The 17,879-nt window shown below is 72.6% G+C and carries 18 protein-coding genes; 11 read left to right on the forward strand and 7 right to left on the reverse strand.

The window, feature by feature from the left end; genetic code table 11:
- The first annotated feature begins 33 nt into the window (after positions 1–33).
- The 4 genes from glgX to DP939_RS12725 all read left to right on the forward strand — a co-directional run bounded on the left by glgX (position 34) and on the right by DP939_RS12725 (position 4,482).
- Positions 34–2,160 (forward strand): glycogen debranching protein GlgX, encoded by a 2,127-nt coding sequence (gene glgX, locus DP939_RS12710; RefSeq protein ID WP_113980877.1) that lies wholly within the window; start codon positions 34–36, stop codon positions 2,158–2,160.
- Positions 2,161–2,256: 96 nt separating this feature from the next.
- Positions 2,257–2,979, forward strand: coding sequence for a pyrimidine reductase family protein (locus DP939_RS12715; protein WP_225878209.1), 723 nt, complete (start codon positions 2,257–2,259; stop codon positions 2,977–2,979).
- Positions 2,976–4,076: an ATP-dependent DNA ligase gene (locus DP939_RS12720; protein WP_113980878.1), complete on the forward strand. Its 1,101-nt coding sequence runs from the start codon at positions 2,976–2,978 to the stop codon at positions 4,074–4,076. The genes DP939_RS12715 and DP939_RS12720 overlap by 4 nt, the downstream gene beginning before the upstream one ends.
- A gap of 55 nt (positions 4,077–4,131) precedes the next feature.
- Complete coding sequence (locus tag DP939_RS12725; RefSeq protein WP_225878210.1) at positions 4,132–4,482, forward strand: hypothetical protein; 351 nt, start codon at positions 4,132–4,134, stop codon at positions 4,480–4,482.
- Positions 4,483–4,513: 31 nt separating this feature from the next.
- On the opposite strand, the gene DP939_RS12730 is transcribed toward DP939_RS12725, so the two are convergent.
- Positions 4,514–5,062: a CGNR zinc finger domain-containing protein gene (locus DP939_RS12730; RefSeq protein WP_225878211.1), complete on the reverse strand. Its 549-nt coding sequence runs from the start codon at positions 5,060–5,062 to the stop codon at positions 4,514–4,516.
- 58 nt (positions 5,063–5,120) lie between these two features.
- Here DP939_RS12730 and DP939_RS12735 point away from each other — a divergent pair, with 58 nt between their 5' ends.
- Complete coding sequence (locus DP939_RS12735; RefSeq protein WP_113980880.1) at positions 5,121–5,951, forward strand: class I SAM-dependent methyltransferase; 831 nt, start codon at positions 5,121–5,123, stop codon at positions 5,949–5,951.
- On the opposite strand, the gene DP939_RS12740 is transcribed toward DP939_RS12735, so the two are convergent.
- Positions 5,932–7,137: an MFS transporter gene (locus tag DP939_RS12740; RefSeq protein WP_113980881.1), complete on the reverse strand. Its 1,206-nt coding sequence runs from the start codon at positions 7,135–7,137 to the stop codon at positions 5,932–5,934. The genes DP939_RS12735 and DP939_RS12740 overlap by 20 nt on opposite strands.
- A gap of 82 nt (positions 7,138–7,219) precedes the next feature.
- On the opposite strand from DP939_RS12740, the gene DP939_RS12745 reads away from it, so the two are divergent.
- The gene (locus DP939_RS12745; RefSeq protein WP_158578552.1) at positions 7,220–8,125 is read left to right on the forward strand and encodes a phosphotransferase family protein; all 906 of its coding nucleotides are present in this window, start codon (positions 7,220–7,222) and stop codon (positions 8,123–8,125) included.
- A 2-nt stretch (positions 8,126–8,127) separates the two neighbouring features.
- On the opposite strand, the gene ligD is transcribed toward DP939_RS12745, so the two are convergent.
- Complete coding sequence (gene ligD / locus DP939_RS12750; RefSeq protein WP_113980883.1) at positions 8,128–9,123, reverse strand: non-homologous end-joining DNA ligase; 996 nt, start codon at positions 9,121–9,123, stop codon at positions 8,128–8,130.
- Positions 9,124–9,485: 362 nt separating this feature from the next.
- Between ligD and msrB the strand changes: the two genes are divergently transcribed.
- Positions 9,486–9,899, forward strand: coding sequence for a peptide-methionine (R)-S-oxide reductase MsrB (gene msrB, locus DP939_RS12755; protein WP_113980884.1), 414 nt, complete (start codon positions 9,486–9,488; stop codon positions 9,897–9,899).
- A gap of 247 nt (positions 9,900–10,146) precedes the next feature.
- Entirely contained in the window at positions 10,147–10,284 is a 138-nt protein-coding gene (locus DP939_RS46165; RefSeq protein WP_158578553.1) for a hypothetical protein, read from the forward strand.
- 12 nt (positions 10,285–10,296) lie between these two features.
- Here DP939_RS46165 and DP939_RS12760 read toward each other — a convergent pair whose 3' ends face one another.
- The 3 genes from DP939_RS12760 to hemG form a co-directional block, all read right to left on the reverse strand.
- Positions 10,297–11,028 carry a hypothetical protein gene (locus DP939_RS12760; RefSeq protein ID WP_147267969.1) on the reverse strand — a complete coding sequence of 244 codons (732 nt, stop codon included), beginning with the start codon at positions 11,026–11,028 and terminating at the stop codon, positions 10,297–10,299.
- A 92-nt stretch (positions 11,029–11,120) separates the two neighbouring features.
- The gene (gene hemQ / locus DP939_RS12765; protein WP_113980886.1) at positions 11,121–11,825 is read right to left on the reverse strand and encodes a hydrogen peroxide-dependent heme synthase; all 705 of its coding nucleotides are present in this window, start codon (positions 11,823–11,825) and stop codon (positions 11,121–11,123) included.
- A gap of 49 nt (positions 11,826–11,874) precedes the next feature.
- Positions 11,875–13,308 (reverse strand): protoporphyrinogen oxidase, encoded by a 1,434-nt coding sequence (gene hemG / locus DP939_RS12770; RefSeq protein ID WP_113980887.1) that lies wholly within the window; start codon positions 13,306–13,308, stop codon positions 11,875–11,877.
- Between the two features lie 87 nt (positions 13,309–13,395).
- Between hemG and DP939_RS12775 the strand changes: the two genes are divergently transcribed.
- The gene (locus DP939_RS12775) at positions 13,396–14,361 is read left to right on the forward strand and encodes a DUF4349 domain-containing protein (protein ID WP_158578554.1); all 966 of its coding nucleotides are present in this window, start codon (positions 13,396–13,398) and stop codon (positions 14,359–14,361) included.
- On the opposite strand, the gene hemE is transcribed toward DP939_RS12775, so the two are convergent.
- Positions 14,354–15,385: a uroporphyrinogen decarboxylase gene (gene hemE / locus DP939_RS12780; protein WP_225878212.1), complete on the reverse strand. Its 1,032-nt coding sequence runs from the start codon at positions 15,383–15,385 to the stop codon at positions 14,354–14,356. The two genes, DP939_RS12775 and hemE, sit on opposite strands and share 8 nt — an antisense overlap.
- A gap of 656 nt (positions 15,386–16,041) precedes the next feature.
- Between hemE and DP939_RS12790 the strand changes: the two genes are divergently transcribed.
- Together DP939_RS12790 and DP939_RS12795 are read left to right on the forward strand one after the other, a co-directional pair.
- Positions 16,042–16,638 (forward strand): DUF3000 domain-containing protein, encoded by a 597-nt coding sequence (locus DP939_RS12790; protein WP_113980890.1) that lies wholly within the window; start codon positions 16,042–16,044, stop codon positions 16,636–16,638.
- Positions 16,635–17,876: a ribonuclease D gene (locus tag DP939_RS12795; protein ID WP_225878213.1), complete on the forward strand. Its 1,242-nt coding sequence runs from the start codon at positions 16,635–16,637 to the stop codon at positions 17,874–17,876. The genes DP939_RS12790 and DP939_RS12795 overlap by 4 nt, the downstream gene beginning before the upstream one ends.
- Positions 17,877–17,879: the final 3 nt, after the last annotated feature.

Raw genomic sequence — 17,879 nt, forward strand, 5'->3', positions numbered from 1 at the left:
CGAGAGCGCCGGTGGGGAGGACAATGGGGCCACATGCGTGAGGTCTGGCCTGGGCAGGCGTACCCGCTCGGCGGCACCTGGGACGGCGTCGGCACGAGCTTTTCGGTGTTCTCCGAGGTCGCAGACCGGGTGGAGCTGTGCCTGTTCGACGATCGGGGCCGCGAGGAGCGCGTCGACCTGCCGGAGATCGACGGGTTCGTCTGGCACGGCTACTTCCCGGGGATCACCCCCGGGCAGCGGTACGGCTTCCGCGTCCACGGCCCCTACGAGCCCGCCAAGGGACACCGCTGCAACCCGGCCAAGCTGCTGCTCGACCCCTACGCCAAGGCGATCGAGGGCGAGGTCGCCTGGGACGAGGCGCTGTTCTCCTACCGCTTCACCGATCCGGCGCGGGCCAACGGCGCCGACAGCGCGCCGTTCATGCCGAAGAACGTGGTGGTCAACCCGTTCTTCGACTGGGGCTCCGACCGCAGGCCCGGCACGCCGTACCACCAGACGGTGATCTACGAGGCGCACGTGCGCGGGCTGACCATGCGCCACCCCGCCGTGCCGCGCGAGCAGCGCGGCACCTACGCCGGGCTGGCCCACCCCGCGGTCATCGAGCACCTGCTGGGCCTGGGCGTCACCGCGGTCGAGCTGATGCCGGTGCACCAGTTCGTGCCCGAGCACGCGATGGTGGCCAGGGGCCTGACCAACTACTGGGGCTACAACACCATCGCCTACTTCGCGCCGCACAACGGCTACGCCTCCTCCGGGCAGAGCGGCGAGCAGGTGACGGAGTTCAAGGCGATGGTCAAGGCGCTGCACGAGGCGGGCATCGAGGTGATCCTCGACGTGGTCTACAACCACACCGCCGAGGGCGACCACATGGGGCCCACGCTGTGCTTCCGCGGCATCGACAACGCGGCCTACTACCGGCTGCACGACGGCGACCGGCGCTACTACCTCGACTACACCGGCTGCGGCAACTCCCTCAACGTCCGCTCCCCGCACGCCCTCCAGCTCATCATGGACTCGCTGCGCTACTGGGTGCTGGAGATGCATGTGGACGGCTTCCGGTTCGACCTCGCCGCGGCGCTGGCCCGCGAGCTGCACGACGTGGACCGGCTGAGCGCGTTCTTCGACCTCATCCAGCAGGACCCGGTGATCTCCCAGGTGAAGCTGATCGCCGAGCCGTGGGACGTCGGGCCGGGCGGCTACCAGGTGGGCAACTTCCCGCCGCTGTGGACCGAGTGGAACGGCAAGTACCGCGACTCGATGCGCGACTTCTGGCGCGGGCACGGGTCGATGCTGCCGGAGTTCGCCTCCAGGCTGACCGGCTCCCAGGACCTGTACGCCTCCTCCGGCCGCCGCCCGGTCGCCTCGATCAACTTCGTGACCTGCCACGACGGGTTCACGCTCAGCGACCTGGTCTCCTACAACCGCAAGCACAACGAGGCCAACGGCGAGAGCAACCGCGACGGCACCGACGACAACCGGTCCTGGAACTGCGGCGCCGAAGGCCCGGTGGAGGACCCCGAGATCGTCCGGCTGCGGCGGCGGCAGCGGCGCAACTTCCTGGCCACCCTGTTCGTCTCGCAGGGAGTGCCGATGCTGACCGCGGGCGATGAGTTCGGGCGCACCCAGCGGGGCAACAACAACGCCTACTGCCAGGACAACGAGGTGTCCTGGGTGGACTGGTCGCTGGCCCGCGCGGAGTCCGGGCTGCTGGAGTTCGTCCGCGCCGTGGCGGCGCTGCGCCGGGCCCACCCGGTCTTCCAGCGCAGGCGGTTCTTCCACGGCCGCCGGGCCGGTGACGGGCGGCGCGACATCGTGTGGTTCACCCCGGCGGGCAAGGAGATGACGGCCGCCGACTGGCACACCGGCTACGCCAAGTCGCTGGCCGTCTACCTGAACGGCGAGGCGATCGACGAACCCGGCCCGCGCGGCGAGCGGATCATCGACGACTCGTTCCTGCTGCTGGTCAACGCCCATCACGAGGACATCACGTTCACCCTGCCGGAGGCGGAGTACGGCGAGGGCTGGCTGACGGTGCTGGACACGGCCGACGAGGGGCCGCACGAGGAGCCGCCCGCCGACGAGGCGTGGCCCGCGGGCACGCCGGTGGCGGTCACGGGCCGTTCCATGCGCATCCTGTACCGGCCGCGCGCCGCCGGCTGATCCCCTCACCTCCACCGCCGCGCGGCGAATGGGAACAGCCGCGCGAATACCACCGGAAATCGCAGGTGGGGAGTGGGTTATGACAAGGTAGAGGGTGTGCGGCGAATCTACCCAGCCGAGCGGGTCGAGGTGGACCCGGCCACGGCGTACGCGTACCCGGATCGGGAGTGGTTGCGGATCAACATGGTCGCCAGCCTGGACGGCGCGGCCTGGTCCAAGGGGGTCTCGGAGGGGCTGTCCGGCTCCGCCGACCGGCGGCTCTTCCAGGTGATGCGCGGCCTGGCGGACGTGATCCTGGTGGGCGCGGCGACGGTCAGGACCGAGGGGTACGGGCCGGTGGCCCCGCGCGACTCGTGGGACGCGCTGCGGGCCGGACGCCCGCCGACGCCGCCGATCGCGGTGGTGACCCGCAAGATCGACCTGGACCTCGGCGGGACGTTCTTCGCGGCGAAGGGCGCGGAGGCCAGGCCGATCGTGATCACCTGCGCCGCCGCGCCGCCCGACCGGCGGGAGGCCGCCGCGGCGGTCGCCGACGTGATCGTCGCGGGCGACGACCGGGTCGAACCGGACCTGGCCCTGCGCGCGCTGCGCGAACGAGGGCTGAACCACGTGCTGTGCGAGGGCGGGCCCCGGCTCAACGGCGGCCTGGCCGCGGCCGGGCTGATCGACGAGGTGTGCCTGACGGTCAGCCCGCTGCTGATCGGCGGGGGCGCGGCCCGGGTGCTCAACGGGCCCGTCGGCCGTACGCCGCTCCGCATCGCGCAGATCCTCGAAGAGGACGGCTTCCTCTTCACCAGATATGTCAGGGAGAAACCATGACCCTGCCCATCGAACCACCGGTGGCGCCGATGCTGGCCAAGGCCGTCAAGGGCCTGCCGGCGCAGGACGGCACCCTGTTGTACGAGCCCAAGTGGGACGGCTTTCGCTGCATCATCTTCCGCGACGGCGACGAGGTCTACCTGGGCAGCCGCAACGAGCGGCCGTTCACCCGCTACTTCCCCGAGCTGGTCGAGGCGGCGCGGCGGGAGCTGCCGGACCGCGTCGTGGTGGACGGCGAGATCGTGCTGCGGCAGGGGCAGGTGCTCGACTTCGACGCGCTGCAACAGCGCATCCACCCCGCCGCCTCCCGGGTGAAGCTGCTGGCCGAGCGGACACCGGCCTCGTTCATCGCCTTCGACCTGCTGGCCCTGGGCGATGACAACCTGATGGAGACGCCGTTCAGGCGCCGCCGCGAGCTGCTGGCCGGTCTCTTCGGTGAGGCGGGCGAGCCGGGCGGATCGGTGCGGCTGACCCCGATCACCGACGACGCGGCGCTCGCCGGGCGCTGGTTCGAGACCTTCGAGGGGGCCGGGCTGGACGGGATCGTGGTGAAGCCCGGCGACCTGCCGTACGAGCCGGACCGGCGCACGATGTTCAAGGTGAAGCACGAGCGCACGGCCGACGTGGTCGTGGCGGGCTACCGGGAGCACAAGAAGGGCCCGATCGTCGGCTCGCTGCTGCTCGGCCTCTACGACGACACCGGCCGCCTGCACCACGTGGGGGTGGCCGCGTCCTTCCCGATGACGCGCAGGGCCGAGCTGATCGAGGAGGTCAAGCCCTACCTCACCGACCTGGCGACCCACCCGTGGGGGGCGTGGATGACCCCCGCCGCCGAGGCCGGTGGCGAGCAGGCCCCCGGCGGGCCGCGCCGCCCCGGGTCCAACGTCTCACGCTGGAACGCCAAGAAGGACCTGTCCTTCGTCCCGCTGCGGCCGGAGCTGGTGATGGAGGTGGCCTACGACCACATGGAGGGCGAGAGGTTCCGGCACACCGCGCAGTTCCGCCGCTGGCGGCCGGACCGTACACCGGAATCGTGCACCTATGAGCAGCTCGAACGCCCGATCTCCTATGACCTGGACGACATTCTGGCCGGATAATCTCCGGGACATCCCCGATGGACATCCCCCGCCGGGCGCGGCTATATCTCAGAACATGATGACTACTGACTCGGCAGACGAACTGAAGGCGGCCGTCGCGGCGCGGCGCGACCTCGGGCCCGAGTACGAGGACGCCATCGTCGAGGGCTTCTTGGAGAAGGTGGACGACCGGATCGAGCAGCGGGTCCGCGAGCGGGCCGCGGCCCTTCCCGCGCCACCTCCATCGGAGCGGGGAAGGCAGGGCGACGGCCAGGTGCTGGCGCTGGCCATCGTCTCGCTCGGCGTGGGGATGGTCGGCACCATCATCACCGCTGTGAACGACGCCGACATGGGGCTGGCCTTCATGGTGTGGTTCGGCGTGGTGGCGGTCAACGTCGCGTTCATGGTGAGCCGCAAGCGGTCCTGAGCCCTGCCCCTCTATCGCCGCCGCGGCCGGTTCAGCCCGACGATCCCGAGCGGGCCCGGAACGCGGCGGCCTTGACGCGGTTCTGGCAGGCGGTGGAACAGAACCGGCGGGTGCCGTTGCGCGAGGTGTCCACGTAGACGCGGTCGCAGACCGGCGCCGTGCACACGCCCAGGCGGTCGTGCAGTTCCCCGCCGAGCACCACGGCGAGCCCGGTGGCGCAGCTCGCCGCCCAGTCCCTGGCCGGGCTGCCGTCGGAGCCGTGGAAGTGCAGGTGCCAGGGCTCGCCGTCGTGGCGGTCCAGGTGCGGCCTGGCGCGATACTCCGCCAGGAGCCGGTTGACCTGCACGGCCGCAGCGTCGACATCTCCCCTGCCCACGGCGGTGAAGACGGCCCGCAGTTCGGCGGCGATGCCGGCCAGCTCCGCCACCTCCTCCTCGGCGATCTCCGCCCGGCCGCCGCCGGGCCGCAGCGACTCGAAGACGGCCCGCCGCCGCTCCTCCCCTTCGGGCGGGACGTAGGCCCTGCCCCGCCGCGTGCCGTGCGTGAGGACGTTGACCAGGCCGACCGCGACCGCGACCACGCCATCTGTGTGACTGTTGAAGTTCACTTGACCAGTCACGCCCTTCCGCCGTAGGTTCATGACTGACGAAATCATAGACGACAGTCACGAGGAGACGTTCGTGCAGACGCTCAGCCCGCAGACCGCACACGACTGGATCGCCCGCTGGGACGTGCAGCAGGAGGGCTACCTGCCCGACCGCGAAGACCGGTTCACCGCGCTGGTGGACGCGGTGGAGGCGGCGGCCGGGCGGCCCGACCCGCTGGTGATCGACCTGGGGTGCGGGCCGGGGTCGCTGGCCGTCCGGCTGCTCGCCCGGCTCCCGCAGGCCACCGTCGCCGCGGTGGACGCCGACCCGCTGCTGCTGTCCCTCGGCCGCTCCGGGTACGGCCACGTGCGCGGGCTCAGCTTCACCCGGCTCGACCTGCGCGTGCCCGGCTGGAGCGACGCCCTCACCCTGGACCGCCCGGCCGACGTCGCGGTCAGCACCACCGCGCTGCACTGGCTTGCCGAAGACCACCTGCGCGCGGTCTACGCCGAGGTGGCCTCGGTGCTCCGCCCCGGCGGGCTGCTGCTCAACGGCGACCACCTGGACACCGGCGACACCACCCCCGTGCTGTCCGGCCTGGAGAAGCTGGTGCACGACCGCGAGACCGCCCGCCGGTTCGCCGAGGGCCGTCCCGAGGACTGGGCGCAGTGGTGGCAGGCGACCGCGGCGGACCCGGCGCTCGCCGGCCTGATGGCCGAGCGCGAGCGGATGCTCGCCGCCGCCGAGCTCGACCACACCGAGTCGCCGCTGCTGTCCACCCACGTCGCGGCCCTGCGCGACGCGGGCTTCGCCGAGGTCGGCACCCTGTGGCAGCGCGGCAACAACCGGCTCCTCGCCGCCGTCACCCCGCCGCGCCCCTGACCCCGCCCTGCTGGCCACCGCGGGTGCGGGCCAGGGCGAGGGCGGCGCCCACGAGGGCGAACAGCGCGGCCAGTGCGAAGATGGCCGGCGGGCCCCCCTGCTCGCCCGCGCCGCCCGCCACGGCGGCTCCGGCCGCTCCACCGCCCGCGACCGCCGTGGACAGCCAGCCGAACGCCTCCGCGCGGGACGCCGGGGCCAGTTCGTCCACCAGGAGCGATGTCGAGGTGAGCGCCGGGGTGAGCGTGAGGCCCGCGGCCAGCAGCAGGACCCCGGCGGGCAGCAGCGAATCGAGCAGGGCCAGCGGGGCCAGGGCCACCCCCATCCAGGCGAGCAGCCAGATCAGCCGGACCGCCGGTGGCGAGGTCCAGCTCCGCGCGCTGTACACCACGGTGCCGATGATCCCACCGGCCGACAGCATCGCGACCAGCACACCCGCCACGGCGGGCCGCCCCTGCGCCGACGCCAGCGCGGGCATCCCCACCTCCAGCGCGCCGATCGCGCCGCCCAGCAGCAGGACCACGCCGAGCAGGGTCGGCATGCCGGGCAGCCGCAGCACCCGGCCCCTGCCCTCGTCATGTGCGGCGGGCCGGGGCGATCGCAGCACCCGGGCCAGCGCCAGCGTGCCCGCCCCGGCCAGCGCGGCGACCCAGCCCAGCGCGACCGACGCCGACGCCGCCGCGACGAGCGCCCCGAACAGCAGCGGCCCGGTCAAGATCGCCAGTTCCTGCACCAGGAAGACCAGGCTGTAGGCGGCGGTACGGCCCTCCGGGCCGATCCGCGCGCCCCAGTCCATGCGCATGCTCACCGAGACCGGCGGCAGCCCGACCCCGGCCGCCAGCGCCAGGCCGACCAGCAGCCACCCGGGCGCGCCCCGCGCGGCCAGGAACACCAGCCCGAGCAGCGCGCCGAGGTGCAGCAGCGCGGTCACGACCAGCACGCCCCCGACGCCGCGCCGGTCGATGATCCGTCCCTGCACCGGCCGGGCCAGCCCCGCCCCGGCCGATATCGCGGCGGCGGCCAGCCCGCCCAGCGCCAGCGAGCCGGTGGACTCCTTGACCACGAGTACCACCCCGATCGGCCCGACCTGCTGGGTGACCTGGGCTAACAGCCCGCACACCGCCTGCGGGGCCACTCCGGGCAACCGCAGGAACGCCCGGACCGGGGAGGGGGAGGTCTCGTCGCTCACCCGTCGAGGGTAACGATCTTCCGTTCCCCGGGGCAGGATGGAGGGCGAGGTACCACTCCGGCATGCTCGGACGAGGCGCGATGTGACTGCTGACGGACCGGACGAGCGGATGCGCGCGATACTGGCCGAGGCGGGCGTCCGGTTCGGCGTCCCGGTCGGCGACGCCGAGCTTCTCTGGTCGCACAGCAACGCGCTGTACGCCGTCCCGGCGGAGTCCCTGGTGATCCGGATCGCCACGAACCCCCACGCGCTCCCCCGGGTGATCTCCTCGGTCGCGGTGACCCGGTGGCTCGACGGCCAGGGCTACCCGTGCGTGGTCCCCGCCGACCTCCCCGGTCACCCCCGCGTGATCAGGGGACACGTGGTGTCCTTATGGCGCTACGTGGAGACGGTCACCGCCCCGGAGCCGGGCGGGGACGACCTCGGGCGGCTCCTGCACCGCCTGCACCACCTCGACCCGCGGCCGGTGCGCGACCTGGGCGAGTTCACCGACCCGCTGGCCGGGGTCGCCGCCGCGGTCACCCGCTCTAACCTCCCCGGACGCGACCGGACCTGGCTGGAGGGCAGGATCGGCGACCTGCGGGCGGCCTGGAACGGCCTCGCGCCCCCGCATCCGCCGACGCTGATCCACGGGGACGCGCATCCGGCCAACCTGATGCGCGCCGCCTCCGGCCGGGTCATCCTCGGCGACTGGGATCACGTCGCCCTCGGCAGCCGCGAATGGGACCTCGCCCAGATCCACTACACCCGGCGCCGCTTCGACCACCCCGGCGCGGCCGAGGTGGAGGCGTTCACCCGCGCGTACCGGTGGGACGTACGGGAGTGGCCCGGCCTGGAGACCCTGATCGCCATACGTGAGATCAGCGGCCTCAGCGCCTTCATCCGCGCGGCGGCGGTCAGGGAGCCGGCCCGCCGGGAGGTGGCCCACCGCCTGGCCGCCCTGCGCGACGGCGACACCGAGGCCCGCTGGCACCCGCCCGGCGGCTGAGGTCAGGGCCTGGCCTTGCTGGGCTGGACCCGCTTGGGCTCGCCGGGCATCTTGGGGTAGTTCGGGGGGTAGGGCATGTCGCCGCGCTCGTCGGCGTGGAACCATTCGAGCAGTGGGGCCAGGGAGTACGCCTCGTCGTCCAGGCCGGCGTGGACGTCGCCGAGTTCGGCGTAGCGGGCCGGGACGGTGCGGATGTCGAAGGCGGCCGGGTCGACCTCGGAAAGTTCGTCCCAGGTGACCGGGGTGGAGACCGGGGCGTGCGGCCTGGCGCGGATGGAGTAGGCGGCGGCCACGGTGCGGTCCAGGGCGTTCTGGTTGAAGTCGATGAAGACGCGCTCGCCGCGTTCCTCCTTCCACCAGGCGGTGGTGGCGAGGTCGGGGGCGCGGCGTTCGACCTCGCGGGCCAGGGCGATGGCCGCGTACCGGACCTGGACGAAGTCCCATTCGGGGCGGACGCGCACGGCGATGTGGACGCCCCGGCTGCCGGAGGTCTTCGGAAAACCGGTGATGCCGAGTTCGCCGAGCACGTCGCGCACCACGAAGGCGACCTCGCGGGCCTGGCCGAAGCCGGTGCCCGGCTGCGGGTCGATGTCGATCCGCAGCTCGTCGGGGTGGGCGAGGTCGGCGGCACGGGCCTGCCAGGGGTGGAAGTCGATGGTGCCCAGGTTGGCGCACCAGGCGAGGTCGGCCACCTCGGTGACCAGCAGCGTCTCGGCGGTACGCCCGCTGGGGAAGCGCACGGTCACGCCCTGGACCCACTCGGGCCGCTTGGCGGGCAGCCGCTTCTGGTAGATGGCGTCGTTGAGCACGCCGTCCGGGTGGCGCTTGATGTACGTCGGCCGGTCGCGGAGCCCGCGCAGCGCGCCCTCGCCCACACTGACGTAGTACTCCACGAGTTCCCGCTTGGTCGCCCCGATCTCCGGGAAATACACCTTGTCGGGATTGGTGACTTTGACAGTGCGCTGCCCGACTTCGAGTTCTATGTACGGCGAGGCCATGCTCCCGACCGTACCCCCGCTGACCTGCCCGGGTGTAGGGCGGGCCCGTCCCGGAGCCGCCCGATGGCGGGATCGGGCGCTCGACGGGACGGACCACGACGACCATCCGCCGCGCCGGTGACTTCGCCGGGCGCTGGCGCATCGCCCGGCCGCCGGCGGCGGTCGGCCTCCCGGTCAGGGCGCCCAGCACGGGCGAGGGCCGGCGCCATCCGGGGCAGGCCGCGGACGGTCTCCCCATTCATCGATGGAAGGTGACACACCTCCCACACATACAAAGACGCCAAATCTCCCCCGAAAGGATGCTTCCACCCGCAACTCGCTCCGATGGAGCGTCCCGCGCGCCGCGATCGTAGGCTGGAGACATGGAAAAAGTGGTCAAGAGCGACGCCGAGTGGCGAGTGCAGCTCTCGCCCGAGGAGTTCAGGGTGCTGCGCCAGGCGGGCACCGAGCGCCCCTTCACCGGAGAGTACGTCGACACCAAGGCGATCGGCGTCTACTCCTGCCGCGCCTGCGGCGCGGAGTTGTTCCGCTCCGAAACCAAGTTCGACTCCCACTGCGGCTGGCCGTCCTTCTTCGAGCCGTCCGGCTCGGACGCCGTGGTGCTCATCGAGGACCGTTCGCTCGGCATGGTGCGCACCGAGGTCCGCTGCGCCCGGTGCGACTCCCACCTCGGACACGTGTTCCACGGTGAGGGCTACGCGACCCCGACGGATGACCGCTACTGCATCAATTCGATCGCCTTGCGACTGGAGCCCGCCCAGCAGCCCGCCAAATAGCCATATCCGGTCAGGTTTAGGTCTTGCGCGTCCCTTGCCACCGCCAGGAAGCTAATGGCGATCGGCGACAGAGGGGGCGCTCAATGCCAGGGGGAACGCGTGCCGGCGGATCGGAGGCGGACATCATCGGCGGCCCCGCCGGCGGGCGGGCGGCCGTCCTGACGCACATCGTGCCGGCACGCGGCCCGGGCTGAAGCGGGAGGGTCCGATCAGCGGCTTCCGGATGGCGAGGGCGGAGATCGTGCTGATGACGGCCCGATCCCTGCTACCGGTGTTGCGGGACCGCCTGCACCTGCGGCACAGGTGGCAGACCATCGAGACCATCGGCAGGGTGCTCACCCAGCGGTGCGTCAAGTGCGGCAAGACCAGGGTCCGGATCAGATGAGCCCGGCGGCCGTCAGTCCTTCGGCTTGGGATGGGTGACCCGGCAGTTGGCGTCGTCGGGGCCGAGGATGTTGGCGAGCACCGGGTTGCCGTTCTCCCCGAACTCCGCCTGCACGAAGACGATCGGGTCGGCGACGCCCTGCTCCTCGATCAGGTAGCGCAGGCCGCGCTGGCACAGTTCGAGCGCGGCGCGGGAGTTGTCCGCCGACTGCGGCAGGTCGGTGTAGATGCGCAGGTAGCCGCCGACCGAGCGGACGTCGGTGATGCGCTTGGCGGGCGCGTCCTTCTTGCTGCGGAGAAACTCCACCGCCCGCGTGTCGGTGTGCTCGGACGGGCCGGACGCGCGGTCGGCGGTCTTGCGCTCGCGCTTCTTGCCGTCGCTCTTCTTCTCGTCCGGCTTCTTGTCGCCCGGCTTCTCGCCGTCCGGCTTCTTGGGGTCCTCGGGCTTCTGCTCGGTCTTCCCGGCGTCCGCGGCGACGACCGGCCCCTCCGAGGGGACGCGGGCGGGTGCGGCGTACGGCGGGCCGCCGGTGGCCGCGGGCGCCGCGGTGCCCGAAGGCGCGGCGACGACCGCCGGAGCCTCGTCGCCCCTGGTCAGCGCGTATCCCGCCGCGACCGCTCCGAACACGCCGAGCGCGGCCAGATAGGCCACCGCCCGCCGCGCGCTCGTCCCGCCCTGCCCTCCGCGGCGATGCCGCCCGCCGCGACCACTGGAACGCGCCACCCCGTTACCGCCCGTTGCCACGCTTCGCCTCACTCAGCCGGAGAGATCTGCATTGAGTATGACAAATCATGGACGTGTCAGCCTACGCTTCGGCAAAGCGGATATTTCGCCCGTTACGGCAGGGCGGCGACCAGCTCGGTGACGGGCTTGCGCACCCCGGTGTAGAAGGGGATCTCCACGCGGGTGTGCCTGCGGGCCTTCGCGGCGCGCAGGTGGCGCATCAGGTCGACGATCCGGTGCAGCTCGTCCGCCTCGAACGCGAGCATCCACTCGTAGTCGTTCAGGGAGAAGCAGGCGACCGTGTTGGCCCGCACGTCGGGGTAGTCGCGCGCCATCTTGCCGTGCTCGGCCAGCATGCTCCGGCGCTCGGCGTCGTCCAGCAGGTACCACTCCAGCGAGCGGACGAACGGGTAGACGCTCACGTAGGCACGCGGCTCCTCCTCGGCGAGGAAGGCCGGAATGTGCGACTTGTTGAACTCCGCGGGCCGGTGCAGCGCCATCGCCGACCACTCCGGCGTGCAACGCCGCCCGAGCGCGGTGCGGCGGAAGCGGGAGTAGACCTCCTGGAGGTCCTCAGAGGTGGGGGCGTGCCACCAGAACATGAAATCGGCATCGGCGCGGAAACCGCTGACGTCGTAACAGCCCCTGGTCACCACGTCCTTGCCGGCCACCTGGGCGAGCAGGTCGGCGACCTCGGCGGCCATGTCCTTCCGCTCACCCTCGCACGACTCGCGCACCTTGAACACCGACCACATGGTGTAGCGGATCACGTTGTTGAGGTCGCGGGCCTTGGGCCGCGCGCCTTCCTGCGTCGTCATATCGGCACACCCTCTTCAAGCCGCCATGGAACCGCGCCGTGATCCCGCCTCACGCGGAACCGGCCGACTGCCATTCTCTCGCGGGGTCCAGGTGGTCTAGTACCCGGGCCGCCGCCGTACGGGCCGTGGCGACGCACGCGGGGACGCCCAGGCCGTCGTAGGCCGCGCCGCAGACCGCGAGGCCGGGGGCGGCGGCGACGGCCGCGCGGATGCGCGCCACGCGGTCGAGGTGGCCCACCTCGTACTGCGGCAGCGCGCCGCCCCACCGGGTGACGCGGCTGTCCAGCGGCAGCCCGCGCACGCCCATGACCTCCGACATCTCGGCCATGGCCAGGGCGACCAGCTCCCCGTCGTCGCGCTGCAGCACCCGCTCCTCCCCCAGGCGGCCGATCGAGCAGCGCAGCACGATCGTGTTGGGGTCGGCCTCGGCCAGGTGCGGCCACTTCACCGAGCTGAACGTGGCCGCCTTGACCGGGCGGCCCTCGACCGGCGGCACCAGGTAGCCGCTGCCGGAAGGCACCGTGGGGAAGGCGGCCCGGGGGTAGGCCAGGGTGACGATGGCCATGCTCGCGTACTCGATCGCGGCCAGCTCGGCGGCGGCCGCGGGGACCTCCTCCGCGAGCAGGCGTCCGGCCGGGGCGGCGGGCACGGCCAGCACCACCGCGTCGGCCTCCACGACCTCCGGCTCGGGCACCGGCCCGGTGACCAGCCGCCAGCCGCCGGGCGTACGGCGCAGCTCGCGAACTGTCACGCCGGTCCTGATGGTGGCGCCCGAACCGGCGGCCACGGCCTGGGGCAGGCCGCCCATGCCGCCGCGCAGTGTGGTGAACACCGGCCCCGCGCCCGCGGGGGCCTCGGCGACGATCTGCCGCGCGGCCCCGGCCAGCGAGCGGGCCGACCGCGCCACCGCCGCGACCCTCGGCATGGTCGCCGCGAGCGACAGCGCCTCCGCGCGCCCGGCGTACACGCCGCCCAGGATCGGCTCGATCAGCCGCTCGACCACCTCCGCGCCCATCCGCGCGCGGACGTAGGCGGCGACCGACACGTCCCCGGTGACCGGCGTGGCGGGCAGCACCTCGTCCAGCAGCGCGCGGGCCAGACCGGACGGCGTCAGCACGCCCGACCTGCCGAGCCCCGTCAGGTCCGAGGGCACGCCCATGACCTGCCCCGGCGGCATCGGCCGCAGCGCGCCCCTGGTCAGGATCGACGCCTGCGTCGTGCCGGGATAGACCAGCTCGTCACCGAGGCCGGCCATCCGGGCGAGCTCCTTGCCCTCGGGCCGCCTGGCCAGCATGGCCTCCGCGCCCGCGTCGACCGCGACGCCCGCCACCTCGCTCACGTGCAGCTTGCCGCCGATCCGCGGCGAACCCTCCAGCACGGTCACCCGGACCGCGTCACCCGCCTGCCGCCGCAGGAACCAGGCCGCGGCCAGACCCGCGATCCCGCCCCCGACGACCACCACATGCCGCCCGTCGCCCTTCATGTCTCCAGACGGTACCGGCACCCGAACGTGACTTCATCGTGACGCCCTCGGTTAAACCGCGCGATGGCCGCGGCCGTGAATGAGACCATGAGCAGAATTCAGCACGGCCTGCGACTGAGCGTGCCCTTGGCGGCCCTCCTGCTGCTCGGCACCGCGTGCGGCGGCAGTGGCGGCGGCACCGCGCAGAGCACCTCCGATCGCGCCGAGGCCCCCGCCATCGGCCTCACCGAGGAGGGCCGGTACAACAAGACCGAATCGGACGCGCAGGTCAAGCAGCCGCAGTCCGCCAGGGCAAAGATGTCCGGACGCGACACCTCGGCCGCGATCGAGCTGGTCAAGGACGAGCGGGCGATCATCTACGTCTCGGAGATGGGCGTCAAGGTCAAGGACGTGCCCGCGGCGAGCGAGAAGGCCAAGCAGATCGTCACCGCCGCGCAGGGCCATCTGTCCAAGGAGGAGAGCGACTCCTTCGGCAAGCGCGACGCGTCGGCCCGGCTGGAGTTCAAGGTGCCGCCCCCGGCCTACCCCGGGGTGCTCGCCCGGCTCGGCAAGGAGCTCGGCGACCGCGAATCACTGCGGCAGGGCACCGAGGACGTCACCGAGGAGGTCGCCGACGTCGAGAGCCGGCTGAAGTCCTCGAAGTCGGCCCTTGAGTCGCTGCGCGCGCTGCTCAAGCGGGCCGACACCATCGGTGAGGTCCTCCAGGTCGAACGGGAGATCAACGAGCGCGAGGCCGACCTGGAGTCGTTGCAGGCCAGGCAGAAGTCACTGGCCGAGCGGACCGGCATGGGCACCATCACGCTGAATCTGTTCGGGCCCTCCGCCGCGCCGAAGCGGACCGACGACTCCAGCGGGTTCGCCGCCGGGCTGCGTTCGGGCTGGCACGGGCTGGTGGACTTCGCGAAGGTCGTGCTGACCGTGGTGGGCGTGCTGGTGCCGTGGCTGATCCTGATCGTCCCGCTGACGGCCGGTCTGGTGTACCTCGTGCGGCGGGGCCGCAGGCGGCGCACCCCGCCCCCGGCCGCCGAGACGGGCGAACCGGCGGTCAGCTGACCGGGAAGGCGTGGACGAACTCGGTGAGCCGGGTGAGCGCGCCGGGATCGGTCGAGGGCAGCACCCCGTGCCCGAGGTTGAACACGTGGCCCTCGGCCGCGCGGCCGCGCTCCAGCGCGTCGCGGGCCCGCGACTCGATGACCTCCCACGGGGCGAGCAGCACCGCGGGGTCGAGGTTGCCCTGCACCGCGCGTCCCGGGCCGATCCGCTCGGCGGCCCGGTCGAGCGGCACCCGCCAGTCGACCCCCACCACATCGGCCCCGGCCTCGCCGAGCAGGCCCAGCAGCTCGCCGGTGCCGACGCCGAAGTGGATGCGCGGCACGTCGAGGTCGGCCAGCGCGGCGAAGATCCGGCTGGTGTGCGGCAGCACGAACGCCCGGTAGTCGTCGGGGGCCACGGCCCCCACCCAGGAGTCGAACAGCTGCAGGGCCGAGGCCCCGGCCTCGGCCTGGATGCGCAGGTAGCCGATGGTGATGTCGGTGAGGCGGTCCATCAGGTCGTGCCAGAGCGCGGGCTCGCCGTACATCATGGCCTTGGTGTGGTCGTGGTTCTTGGACGGCCCGCCCTCGATCAGGTAGGACGCGAGCGTGAACGGCGCCCCGGCGAAGCCGATCAGCGGCACCGGCCCCAGCTCCTTGACCAGCCCGCGCACGGCCTCGCCGACGTAGGGCACGTCGTCGGGCTCGATGGGGCGCAGCGCGCCGAGCGCGTCCGTCGACCTGATGGGGTCGGCCACCACCGGGCCGACGCCCGGCTTGATGTCCAGGTCCACGCCGATGGCCTTGAGCGGCACCACGATGTCGCTGAAGAAGATCGCCGCGTCCACGCCGTGGCGGCGCACCGGCTGCATCGTGATCTCCACGATCAGGTCGGGCGTGGCGCAGGCGGTGAGCATCGGCACGCCCTCGCGCAGCGCGCGGTACTCCGGCAGCGAGCGGCCCGCCTGGCGCATGTACCACACCGGGGTGTGCGGGACGGGCAGGCGCCGGCAGGCGCGGACGAACGGGGACTCGGCTGGATTCACCCTCACAGGGTGCCATGCGGCACCCGCGGTCCGCGCACGGACGCGGCGGCGCGATGAGGGGGAATGCGGCATGGCGCGGCCAAGCCGGTCTTTTGTGCCGGCCGTCACATGCCACCCTCACCAGGCGCGTCCGGGCGGCGGGCCGCCGCGCCACGAGCGCCCGGCGGCCATTGAATGCGGCTTGAACGCCGCATGAAGGGTACAGTGCGCGTTATGGGAGAGCCGTGACGAGCTATCGGCTGGTTCAAATGTTCGTCAAGTCACCGCGCGGCATCGATTCGGGTACCACTTTCGGGACACGCCGAGTGCGTTGCGCGGAATTGTCGGTCGGGCGTGCCAACGTTCGGAGCACGACCCGACGAAAGGCCCGTGAGATGACCGCGATGTGGAGTTCCCCCGAGCGCCGCACTGAGCGCTGTGCCTCGTGTGCCGAAGAGCGGGTCTTCGAGCAGCCGCCATGCCCCGACGGGCATGATCCCGGCGAGTGCCCGGAGTGGGCCTGCGTCCGGTGCGGGCACGCGCTGTTCATCGGCGGCCCGCTCCCCGCGGCTACGGCCCGCGAGCGGCGGATCCCGGTAGCGGCTTGATCGATTCCCATGGCTCCTACATCTACCCCCGTGGTCCCCATGCGCCTGACTTCGACCTACTCTTCGACTATGACCATCGGTGACACGCCCGACGCTCCCGCCGCCTTCCGGCGCGCGGTGGAGAGTCTGCGCGGCACGGAGGTCAGACCGGAGATCGAGCTGGAGGACATCCCGGCGCCGCAGCGGCTGGCCCCCTACTCCGCCGCGATCGGCGCGTCGGTCTACCGCGACGGCGACGAGCTGGCCATCGGCAGGCTGATCCTGCTCTACGACCCTGAACAACAGCGCGGCTGGGACGGCCCGTTCCGGCTGGTGGCCTACGTCCGGGCGGACATGGAGCCGGAGATCACCTCCGACCCGCTGCTCGGGCCGGTGGCCTGGAGCTGGCTGACCGACGCCCTTGAGGCCCACCAGGCCGGTTACGCCGAGGCCGGCGGCACGGTGACCCGGGCCGTGTCGGAGGGGTTCGGCAACAAGGCGGACGACCCCGTCACCACCGAGCTGGAACTTCGCGCCTCCTGGTCGCCCAGGGACGACGACCTTTCCGGCCATGTCGCCGCATGGTGCGATCTGATGTGCCTCGCGGCGGGTATGCCTCCGCTACCACCCGACGTGGCGTCCCTGTCGCCGCGCCGCCGCGAAGATCCGGAGTCCTTCAGGAAGTGACCGACGAGAAGACCATTCCGGAGCGGGAGGCCGTACCGCTACTGGAACCGCGCGAGGGCATCCCCGCGGTGATCGACGCCTCCGGCGAGCTGGCCGCGGCGGTGGCGGCGTTCGCCGCGGGACACGGACCGGTGGCGGTCGACGCGGAGCGCGCCTCGGGCTACCGCTACAGCGGCAGGGCCTACCTGGTCCAGTTGCGCCGGGCGGGCGCGGGCACCGTGCTCATCGACCCGGTCTGCTGCCCCGACCTGACCGCGCTCGACACGGCGCTGGCCGACGCCGAGATCGTGCTGCACGCCGCCTCCCAGGACCTCCCCTGCCTGGCCGAGCTGGGGCTGCGCCCCCGGCTGCTGTTCGACACCGAGCTGGCCGGCCGGCTGCTCGGCTATGAGCGGGTCGGGCTCGGCACCATGGTGGAGACCGTGCTCGGGCTGCGCCTGGAGAAGGGCCACTCCGCGGCCGACTGGTCCACCCGGCCGCTGCCGGAAGACTGGCTGCGCTACGCGGCGCTCGACGTCGAGGTGCTGGTGGAGCTGCGCGACGCGCTGCGCGGCGAGCTGGCCGAGGCGGGCAAGCTGGAGTGGGCCGAGGAGGAGTTCTCCGCGGTGCTCGCCACCCCGCTGCCGGTGCCGAGGGCCGACCCGTGGCGACGTACGTCGGGCATCCACAAGGTCCGCTCGCTGCGCGGCCTCGCCGTCGTACGCGAGCTGTGGACCCTCCGCGACCGGCTGGCCAGGGAGGCCGACCTCGCACCCGGGCGGGTGCTGCCCGACTCGGCCATCGTGACCGCCGCCCTGGAGATCCCGCGCACGACCAAGGGGCTCACCGAGATCGCGCCGTTCACCGGCCGCAGCGCCCGGCGGCACCTGCGCGAGTGGCTGGCCGCGATCGGCAGGGCCCGCGGGCTGCCGGAGACGCAGCTCCCACAGCCGAGCACGCCGGGCGACGGCCCGCCGCCCGCCAACCGCTGGGCCGACCGCGACCCGGCCGCCGCCCGGCGGCTCGCCGCGGCGCGCGCGGTGGTCGCGGCGCTGGCCGACGAGCATCGCATGCCGACGGAGAACCTGCTGCAGCCCGACGCGGTGCGCCGGTTGACCTGGGAGCCGCCGGAGGTGATCGATGACGAGTCGATCGCGGACCGGCTGCGCGGGCTCGGCGCCCGTTCCTGGCAGATCCGGCTGACCGCGCACCCGATGGCCAAGGCGTTAACCAGGTTGGAGACCAAGGGAGAAGTCTGACCG

The organism is Spongiactinospora rosea (assembly GCF_003315795.1).
Lineage (GTDB): Bacteria > Actinomycetota > Actinomycetes > Streptosporangiales > Streptosporangiaceae > Spongiactinospora > Spongiactinospora rosea.

Bases quoted from the DNA above. Each gene is read 5' to 3' on its own strand.
- glgX (WP_113980877.1), top strand. From the start codon at position 34: ATGCGTGAGGTCTGGCCTGGGCAGGCGTACCCGCTCGGCGGCACCTGG.
- DP939_RS12720 (WP_113980878.1), top strand. From the start codon at position 2,976: ATGACCCTGCCCATCGAACCACCGGTGGCGCCGATGCTGGCCAAGGCC.
- DP939_RS12725 (WP_225878210.1), top strand. From the start codon at position 4,132: ATGATGACTACTGACTCGGCAGACGAACTGAAGGCGGCCGTCGCGGCG.
- DP939_RS12735 (WP_113980880.1), top strand. From the start codon at position 5,121: ATGACTGACGAAATCATAGACGACAGTCACGAGGAGACGTTCGTGCAG.
- ligD (WP_113980883.1), bottom strand. From the start codon at position 9,123: ATGGCCTCGCCGTACATAGAACTCGAAGTCGGGCAGCGCACTGTCAAA.
- msrB (WP_113980884.1), top strand. From the start codon at position 9,486: ATGGAAAAAGTGGTCAAGAGCGACGCCGAGTGGCGAGTGCAGCTCTCG.
- DP939_RS46165 (WP_158578553.1), top strand. From the start codon at position 10,147: ATGACGGCCCGATCCCTGCTACCGGTGTTGCGGGACCGCCTGCACCTG.
- hemQ (WP_113980886.1), bottom strand. From the start codon at position 11,825: ATGACGACGCAGGAAGGCGCGCGGCCCAAGGCCCGCGACCTCAACAAC.
- hemG (WP_113980887.1), bottom strand. From the start codon at position 13,308: ATGAAGGGCGACGGGCGGCATGTGGTGGTCGTCGGGGGCGGGATCGCG.
- DP939_RS12775 (WP_158578554.1), top strand. From the start codon at position 13,396: ATGAGCAGAATTCAGCACGGCCTGCGACTGAGCGTGCCCTTGGCGGCC.
- DP939_RS12790 (WP_113980890.1), top strand. From the start codon at position 16,042: ATGACCATCGGTGACACGCCCGACGCTCCCGCCGCCTTCCGGCGCGCG.